The sequence below is a fragment of the Streptomyces sp. NPDC050743 genome, from assembly GCF_044456925.1.
In the GTDB taxonomy this organism is placed as follows: domain Bacteria; phylum Actinomycetota; class Actinomycetes; order Streptomycetales; family Streptomycetaceae; genus Streptomyces.
On sequence record NZ_JBITGJ010000182.1, the window covers coordinates 1 to 9,079 of the forward strand.

Annotated in this window: 6 protein-coding genes and 2 pseudogenes; 7 read left to right on the plus strand and 1 reads right to left on the minus strand. The window is 67.2% G+C overall.

Translation table 11 applies throughout. From position 1 onward, the window contains the following. From ACIBJF_RS49985 to ACIBJF_RS50015, 7 genes and pseudogenes are all read left to right on the plus strand, one after another. Positions 1 to 97, plus strand: a pseudogene (locus tag ACIBJF_RS49985) (IS5/IS1182 family transposase); the annotation flags it as partial. A gap of 85 nt (positions 98 to 182) precedes the next feature. Next, on the plus strand, positions 183 to 2,396 hold the full coding sequence (locus tag ACIBJF_RS49990; RefSeq protein ID WP_399184548.1) for a SpoIIE family protein phosphatase: 2,214 nt from the start codon (positions 183 to 185) through the stop codon (positions 2,394 to 2,396). A 748-nt stretch (positions 2,397 to 3,144) separates the two neighbouring features. Next, a complete protein-coding gene (wrbA, locus tag ACIBJF_RS49995) occupies positions 3,145 to 3,759 on the plus strand; it encodes an NAD(P)H:quinone oxidoreductase (protein ID WP_399184549.1) in 615 nt (204 codons plus the stop codon). A 570-nt stretch (positions 3,760 to 4,329) separates the two neighbouring features. Beyond that, positions 4,330 to 5,874 carry an FMN-binding glutamate synthase family protein gene (locus ACIBJF_RS50000; protein WP_399184550.1) on the plus strand — a complete coding sequence of 515 codons (1,545 nt, stop codon included), beginning with the start codon at positions 4,330 to 4,332 and terminating at the stop codon, positions 5,872 to 5,874. A 120-nt stretch (positions 5,875 to 5,994) separates the two neighbouring features. Continuing rightward, positions 5,995 to 6,801, plus strand: a complete 807-nt coding sequence (locus ACIBJF_RS50005) for an alpha/beta hydrolase family protein (RefSeq protein WP_399184551.1) — start codon at positions 5,995 to 5,997, stop codon at positions 6,799 to 6,801. A gap of 119 nt (positions 6,802 to 6,920) precedes the next feature. Next, positions 6,921 to 7,802 (plus strand): annotated as a pseudogene (locus tag ACIBJF_RS50010) (transposase). Further along, entirely contained in the window at positions 7,799 to 8,296 is a 498-nt protein-coding gene (locus tag ACIBJF_RS50015) for a hypothetical protein (RefSeq protein WP_399184552.1), read from the plus strand. Before ACIBJF_RS50010 ends, ACIBJF_RS50015 begins: the two are co-directional and overlap by 4 nt. Positions 8,297 to 8,425: 129 nt before the next feature. Here the strand turns inward: ACIBJF_RS50015 and ACIBJF_RS50020 are convergent, their stop codons facing one another. Then, the gene (locus tag ACIBJF_RS50020) at positions 8,426 to 8,800 is read right to left on the minus strand and encodes a hypothetical protein (RefSeq protein ID WP_399184553.1); all 375 of its coding nucleotides are present in this window, start codon (positions 8,798 to 8,800) and stop codon (positions 8,426 to 8,428) included. Positions 8,801 to 9,079 lie beyond the last annotated feature (279 nt).

Consider the following 9,079-nt stretch of genomic DNA (forward strand, 5'->3'; position numbering starts at 1 on the left):
GGCCCTGCGGCGGGTCAGCCTCGATCCCAGCCGCATCACCCAGATCGCCGCCGCAGCCCTCGTCCTGCTCCAGCTCGAATACGACCGCACCGTCTGAACGATCACACACAGGCATGATCGCTTACCGGGAAAGGCTCAATGACTGGTCGGGCATGATGACGGTGCGCCACCGCGATGGCCGCATGCTCGACATCAACCATCGGATCTCGATGTTGTGGGGGCAGGACGGAACATGCCGGTGGCTGGTGTCCGTCACCGACATCGGCACGCTCTTCTGGGAAGCGGGAAACGGATCGGTGCGGGAGTCGCTTCTCACCCGCGCGCCGATCGGCATCGTCGTTCGTGACCCGCAGCTTCGTTGCGTCTGGGTGAACGACACAGCAGAGAGCCACGACGGTATCTCCCGTGACCGGCGGTTGGGCCGGCGACTGACCGATTCATTGCCCGGCTTCGAGGCCGAAGCCCTGGAAGCGGTGCAGCGGCAGGCGCTGCGGAACGGCACCACCGCGGTCCACGAGTACCGGGCGTGGCCGCCGGAAGTTCCCAGCCGGGAGCATGCATTCGCGGTCTCATACTTCTGCCTCCAGGATGCGGACGGCAAGACACTGGGGGTGTGCGGCATCAGCGTGGATGTCACCGGCAGTCAGCGGGCGCGCGAGCGCCTTGCCATCCTCAGCCGGGCCGCCACGCGTATCGGCAGCACCCTGGACGTCATGCAGACCGCGCAGGAAGTGGCCGACCTTGCCGTGCCCCTGCTGGCCGACTACGCCTACGTCGACCTGGGGGACTCCGTCCCATTCGGCGAAGAGCCCGCGACCCGAATCGACACGATGCGCGATCGCCCTGCCGTTTTCCTCCGTGCCGGTCAGGCCTCGATCCACCCAGGAACCCCAGAGTCGCCCTATGCGCGCGGGGAGACGGTTTTCGTCGCCCCGACCTCGCCGCTCGCCGGCGCACTGCGCACGGGAAGGTCCCACCTGGAACCGGTGCTGGACGCCTCCCCCGGGACATGGGTCGACGACGACCCAGCGCGGGCGCAAAAGATCCGTGAGCACGGGATGCACTCCGTGATGATCGTGCCCATCATTGCGCGGCGCGCCGTCCTGGGTGTCGCGCTGTTCGTCCGCACCGAGGACCCCGTTCCGTTTCACGAGGATGACCTGCTGCTCGCCGAGCAGCTCGTCACCCGGGCCGCGCTGTGCTTGGACAACGCCCGCCAATACACGCGCGAACGCACCGCGGCCCTCGCGTTGCAGCGCAACCTGCTCCCGCACCGTCTGACGGCGGGCGCGGCGGTCGAGGTGGCCTGGCGCTACCTGCCGGCCGACACGGAAGCCGGCGTCGGAGGCGACTGGCTCGATGTGATCCCGCTGTCCGGCGCTCGGGTGGCCCTCGTCGTCGGTGATGTCGTCGGGCACGGCATCAACGCCGCCGCGACCATGGGCAGGCTCCGCACCGCCGTACGCACGCTCGCCGACCTGGAGATGCCTCCCGACGAACTGCTGGCCCATCTCGATGACACCTTCCAGCGACTGGCCGAGCAGGACGCCGACGCCGCGGACCAGGCCCCCACGGTTGTAGGCGCCACCTGCCTGTACGCCGTCTACGACCCGATCACCCGGAAGTGCACCATGGCGCGGGCCGGGCACCCCCCACCCGCGATCATCGACCCGCAGGGCCAGGTCACCTTCCCCGACCTGCCCGCCGGAAGCCCACTCGGCATCGGGTTGGGCGTCCCTTTCGAGGCGGTGGAGCTGGAACTGCCCGAGGGAAGTCTCCTCGCCCTTTACACCGACGGCCTGATCGAAACCCGCGACGACGACATCGACGTGGGAATGCGTTGCCTGGGCACCGCCCTGGCCCAACCGGATCGCTCCCTGGAAGAGCTGTGCACCCAAGTAACGGAGCCCTTCCCGGGCCAGGCACCGTCCGACGACATCACCCTGCTCCTGGCGCGGACGCGCTCACTCAGCCCCACCCAGGTCGCCTCCTGGACGCTGCCGAACGACCAAACCGCTGTCGCCAACGCCCGGCACATGGCAACCCGCCAGCTCACCGAATGGGGCCTGGAAGGCCTCCAGGACCCCACCGAGCTGATCGTCAGCGAACTGATCACCAACGCCGTCCGCCACAGCACCAGCCCGATCGGACTGCGCCTGATCCACCACCAAGCCCTGACCTGCGAAGTATCCGACACCGACGCCAACCCCCCGCATCTGCGTCACGCACGCGCCACCGACGAAAACGGCCGCGGCCTCTTCCTGATCACCCAGCTCTCCCGCAGATGGGGCGCCCGCCCGGAATCGGAGGGCAAGGTTGTCTGGGCCGAACAAGACCTGGACTACGCACCCTCACACGCACCGGCCTCCGGCACACCCCCCACGCGCAAGGAGTAACCGAGCCATCGAGGCCGCGAGCATCCGGCATGCTCCACTGCGGAGGACACCCGGCCGCCAAAGCGGGACCGTCTGGTGGGCCGTCCTCGGGGGACCAAGGACTGCCAACGACGATAGCGAACAACGGCGTCCTTGCTGGTAGGAAAACAGTGGCTGCAATCCGCCGAGATAGCCGAACCCGGACATCACTTCTTCGGCCACTGGTGGAGGTGGGCCCGCCTGTCGACACGCGTGCCGTGCCCATGCGTGCTCCTACCTGGCCGGGACCGTGCCCCTTGCGTGCCCGTTCCGGCGGGACGCAGCGGCGACTCACGGGGAACAGCGGAGAAGTCCGGTCAGCGCCAGAGGAACGCGCAGGTCAGCATCTCCCCACCCACCCACCCACCCACCCATGAGGGCTGGGCCTGTCAAGCGTAGAAGTGGCCCACCATGCGCCGCGACCTGCGCAGTGCCGGCCTCGACCCGGCACCCCGCCGGAGCCCCAACGAAGCGCCCACATGGCGCGAGTTCCGCGCGCCGCAGACTTCTTCCATGTCGACACCTACAGGGTTGTTGCGGTCGTCACAGGAGTGGCGGATTAGGTTGACCATTCAACAATCTAGTTTATGGTTCATCTATCGGGCTGGGGTCCTCCCACGCTCGAACCCACACTGCGCCGGATAGCGCAGGTCAAGGTAAAGCGCTGATCACTATGGGCTTTTTCCGCCGCAACAAGACCAACACCCCCGAAGGAACGGAGACAACCGTCGTGGCTTCCCCCGTAAAGCTCGCCGTCATCTACTACTCCTCGACCGGCTTTTCTGCCGAGATCGCCAAGGAAATCACCGAAGCCGGCGCGAAGGCCGGCGCCGAGGTGCGCCTGCTGAAGGCGGCCGAGCTGGCCCCCGCAGCCGCCATCAATTCCAACGAGGCCTGGGCCGCCCATGCCGCCGCCAGCGCTGGAATCGCCGAGGCTACGGCGGCCGACGTCGAGTGGGCCGACGCGGTCATCTTCGGCACCCCCACGCGCTTCGGTAACATCTCCTCCCAGCTCAAGCAGTTCATCGACACCCTCGGCGGCCTGTGGGCCCAGGGCAAGCTCGCAAACAAGGTCTACAGCGGCTTCGTCACCACCGCCACCACGCACGGCGGACAGGAGTCGACCCTGCTGGCCCTCTACAACTCGATCCACCACTTCGGCGGCCTGATCGTCTCGCCGGGCTACACCGACCCGGTCAAGTTCGTCGACGGAAACCCCTACGGCACCTCCCATGTCGACGCCCAGGGCAACATCCCGATCGGTGACCAGACCCGCAACGCAGCCCGCCACCAGGCGGAGCGAGTCGTGCAGATCGCGGCTGCCCTCAAGGCCGGCCTCTCCTGACAGTTCACCGCTCGCCGGTGCGTCGCCTCTGACTGGTCATTCCTTTGAATGTAAAAAGCTCTGATCCTGGATCCGCGGAGCGGTATTCGGTGAGTGCGGCTCTGTGAGTTCCGAGCCGGATTCAGCTGTTTCTCTGCTGGTGGGCATGGGCGATCGCCGGGCGGCCGTGCCGGTAGCGGGTTCTCCGAGGTCCTGATCGTGGGCGGGCGGGACGGTCCGGCTCGTCAGGTGCGCAGACGGCAGCCGACGGCCGTCCACAGCCTCTCGAAGACGTCCTGCCAAGGCCAGTGTTCGGGCAGATGGAACGTCAGGATGCGGGCTCTGGCGGCCAACCATGCTGGGTGGGCGATGAGTTGGCGGAGGATGGTGCCGTCGCGGGTCTTGGCGTGGAAAGCGAGGCGGCGCCCTTGGCAGAGCCCGCCGAGCCCAGAGATACGGCTTCTAATATCATTTCGCATTCTTCGAAGAACGCTGACGCCTGCTTGGCCATGCCCGCCGCTCAACGCCCAACACGACACGACGACGTCCACTGCATGGCGATGGAGTCGAGCATCGAGGAGAGGAACGTTCATGCGCGCCCGGAGCATCGGCGCGGCCACCGCAACAGTATTGACGCTGGTGGCCGCCCGCGACCTCATCCAGAAAAAGCACGCACTGCTCCGGAACTTCCCGGTGATCGGGCACGCCCGGTACCTGTTGGAGACGATCGGGCCGGAGCTGCGGCAGTACATCGTGACCTCCAACGAGGAGGAACGCCCGTTCAGTCGTGACCAGCGCACCTGGATCTATGCGTCGGCAAAGGAGGAGAACAACTACTTCGGGTTCGGAACCGACATCGACGTCGAGCACGTGCAGGGGCACGCGTATGTGAAGCACCGCACGTTCGCCGACACGCTGCCCAACGCGCAGGACCCGCAGGCCCCACTGCCCTCGGCCAAGGTGTTGGGCGGGCCGCGCGGGCGCGCCAAGGCGTTCCGACCGGCGAGCGTGGTGAACATCTCGGCGATGAGCTTCGGATCGCTCTCCGGCGCGGCGATCACGGCGCTCAACAAAGGGGCGGCGTTGGCTGGCGCGATGCAGAACACGGGCGAGGGCGGCCTTGCGCCGTACCACCGCAACGGCGGCGACCTCGTCCTTCAGATCGGTACCTCGTACTTCGGCTGCCGCAACGAGGACGGCAGCTTCAACCTCGACAAGCTCAAGGATGTGGTCGCCGACGCCCCGGTCAAGGCGATAGAGATCAAGCTCTCCCAGGGCGCCAAGCCCGGGCTGGGCGGAATGCTGCCGGGCGCGAAGGTGACCCCGGAGATCGCCGAGATCCGCGGCATCCCAGCTGGCAGGGACTGCGCCTCCCCGTCGCGGCACACCGCGTTCAGCGACGTCGACTCGATGCTCGACTTCGTCGAGTTGCTCGCCGCAGAGACCGGTCTGCCGGTCGGGGTCAAGAGCGCGGTGGGAGAGATGGACTTCTGGCAGGAGCTGGCCACGCTGATGGCGCGTGGTGACCGTGGGGTCGACTTCGTGACCATCGACGGCGGCGAGGGCGGCACCGGGGCGGCGCCGCTGATCTTCACCGACTCGGTGTCGCTGCCGTTCCGGATGGGCTTCTCCCGGGTCTACGGCACCTTCGCCGAGCTGGGGCTGACCGACGACCTGACCTTCATCGGCTCCGGCAAGCTCGGGCTGCCCGAGAACGCCGCGGTCGCCTTCGCTCTGGGTGTCGACATGATCAACGTGGCCCGTGAGGCGATGCTGTCGATCGGCTGCGTCCAGGCGCAGAAGTGCCACACCGACAGGTGCCCCACCGGCGTCGCCACCCAGAACCCGTGGCTGGCCCGCGGCCTCGACCCGACCTCGAAGGCCACCCGGGCCGCTGTCTACCTGCGCACCCTGCGCAAGGAGCTGATGAAGGTCTCGGCGGCCGTCGGCGTCGCCCACCCGGCACTCATCACAGCCACAGACATCGAGATCATGAACGGCGACTACGACGCCCGCACCCTGGCCGGCGTCTACGGCTACAAGGACGGCTGGGGCGAGCTCGGGCCGCACCTCGCCGATGAGATCACTGCACTGCTCGCCAGCGAGCCGGCCTCCGTCCAGAAGCCGGCCATCTGACGCCGACGGCGACAAGCACCGCGCTCACTGCTTTCCTGCTCGGAGCACGCGCCTGGCACCAGCCGGTGTCGCCTTCACCTCCCTTACCCCACGAACAGTCCATGCCGAGGTGATGACAACATGTCTGAAGAAGTGAGATTCAAGAGCGTCGTCGGCCCCGGACTGGCCGGAGCAATCGACCTGCCAGACGGCGAGATCCGAGGCTGGGGAATCTTCGTCCACGGATTCACCCTCGGTAAGGACTCGCCGGCCGCCTCGCGCGTCAGCAAGCAGTTGGCACGCGAGGGGATCGGAATGCTGCGCTACGACAACCTCGGGATCGGAGACTCCGACGGCGACTGGGGGGACGGTTCCTTCACCATCAAGGTCCAGGACACCGTCCGTGCAGCAACTCTGATGGCGGAGCGAGGGACTCCAGCAGACCTGCTGGTGGGGCACTCGTGGGGAGGCGCCGCCGCCATCGCCGCAGCGGCCGAGGCAACCGGCGTCCGCGCGGTCGCCACGATCGGGGCGCCTGTCGACCCCAGCCACGTCGAGGGACAGTACGACGCGGTCATGGATCGCGTTCTCAGTCAGGGGTCGCACGAGTGGGTCATCGGGGGGAGGACCCTGGTCCTCAAGCGTGCCTTCGTCGACGACGTCCACCATGCTCACCTGCGCGACCGGATACGCAAGTTGCACCTGCCGCTACTCGTCCTGCATTCGCCTACCGACAACACCGTCGACATCGCCAACGCCGGGGAGATCTTCCGCGAAGCACGACACCCGCGAAGCTTCGTCGCGCTCGAAGGAGCAGACCATCTCCTGACCGCACGAGGACAAGCGCAGCGCGCTGCCCACATCATCAGCGCCTGGGCCGACCAGTACATCCACGGGTCATTGCTCGGAGGAAAGACATCTCAGGTGATTCAGATGCCGCGCGGATAGGAGTGTTGTCAGAGGGCGTTACCGGTAGTTCGTTAAATCCGGCGGTGGTGTGGGTTGACGGCAGGTCGGGTTGGTCGTAGGCCGGTGAGAGGAGTCAACTGCCTTGCCAAGGGCTGCATATGACCGCTCGCCGTCCGTGTCCGCCCGCGCCGGGGCCGTTGGAGGACTACGCGGCCCGGTTCGACGACCTCTTCTTCAACCTGGCCCAGCGGCGAGGGTTCCGCGAGTACCTGACTGGGCTGCTGGCGCCGAGAGAGCGAAACAAGACGATCACCTGCCTGGCAGGGGCGGAACCGGTGGCAGGCGCGGGGATACCTGGGGTACAGCGGCTGCAGTTCTTCCTGTCCGAGTCGCCCTGGGAGGCCGAGCAGGTCAACGACCGGCGGCTTGAACTGCTGCGCGAGGAGCCGGCGACGGCTCCGCACGACGGCGGGGTCATCGTGATCGACGATTCCGGAGACCGCAAGGACGGCACGAAGACCGCACATGTCGGCCGGCAGTGGCTGGGCCGGTACGGCAAGACCGACAACGGCATCGTCACGGTGACCACCGTGTTGACCGACGGCCGCGTGTACTAACCCCTGCACGCCACCCCCTACACCCCCGCCCCCCACTCCGCCCGCGGCCGGACCGATCCGGCCTTCCGTACCAAACCGCAGCTGGCCGCAGCCCTCGCGGCCCGAGGGAAGGAGAAGGGCTTCGGCTGCCGGGAGGTGGTCGCCGACTGCGCCTACTCCGTCAGCGACGACTGGTACCTCGCACTGCGCGAGGCCGGCCTGGCCTACGTGGTTTCAAACCGCACCGCGGCACCTGGGCCCGGGCCGACCAGCCGCACACCCCCATCGAAGCCGCTCACGCCCTGGCCTGGAAGGATGCCAAGAGTCCCGGTGACTGGACACCCGTTGAGCGTCACTTCCGTGACGGGCACACCGAGACCTGGTGGGCCGCCGATGCCCGCCTGGGCGGCTACGGACCTGACTCACCCTGCCGGCTGGTCGTGACCACCCCTGACCCGGCCGGCCTGCCGGAGAAGGCCACCTGGTACCTGGCCACCAACCTGCCCCACCCCGACACACCCCACGCCACCACCGGCCCGCACCCGCCGGACGACCTCGCCGAGATCATCCGTCTGTACGGCCTGCGACCGTGGATCGAGCAGAGCTACAAACAGATCAAGGACGAACTCGGCTGGGCCGACTTCCAAGCCCGCTCCGACCGCGCCATCCGCCGCCACCAGACCCTGGTCAACTGCGCCTTCTCCTTCTGCTGGGACCAATGGTTCACCCCACCAGGACCTGTGGATGCCACCGCGCCGGACCCGTGCACCGACGAGGGCCCAGAGAGGGGGCCCCAGCCATACCCCACCAGCCCCAACAGCCCTGGTGGCCAAAGGCCTTACGGGCCATCCGCTCCTGGCTCACCCCCGCCATCACCCTCACCCGATGGTGGCGAGCCTGGACGGACACCGACCCACCCTGCGAACTCCAGGCGATGATCGACGCGGTCACCACCGGACACGGCATTGACCTCTACCTCCGGATTTAACGAACTACCGCTACTGAACTTGATTGGGTGATGTCGGGGCGTCGGCGGAGCGACAGAGCGCTGCCCGTCCCCCAGACGCTCAGGCTGCGGCTTCGCCGCGGTCGTCGTCGTCCGGGCTCAGGTAGAACCACCGGCGAACCAAGGTGTAACCGGGAGGGAGGTCATTGCCCGTCAGTTCCTTGTACCTCGCCTTGTCCGCGTCGCTGGCCTGCTGACCGACGGCGAGCTTCCGCAGGAAGGGGTCGCGGTCAGGGTCAAAGGAGGACCGACGAGGCTCGTCCGTGGCTTCATGGCTGGAGACTGGCTCGGAATCCCCGATGTCCTCGGCGTCGTGCCTCTCGCCGTCCTGCCTCATGGCGAGATGGGCAACCACGGCCAAGCCCACGGCCAGAGTCACGGCGCCGACGATGCGGATCTTCGGCTTGTGCCTCTCATACCAGTTCTTCGTCTTCAAGGAGGCTCAGATGTCATACGACGACCCGCCTGAGCCTCTCGCCCCGTCGACGACGTCCGGCTGATCTTCTGGGCTTGATACGGGCCGAAGTCTTGCTCTGCGGTTCGCCAATGGCGATTCTGCAGGCGCTGACGAACCAGGGACGTGTAGTGGGTGGCCACTTGGCGAGCGGCAGCGTTCTTTCAGTGGACGTTAAGTCCGATCTTCCTCGGTTCGTGATCGCTCGATCGAGGTACTGATCGTCGCGCAGGCCATCTGCTGGGCATGCGCATGCTGAGA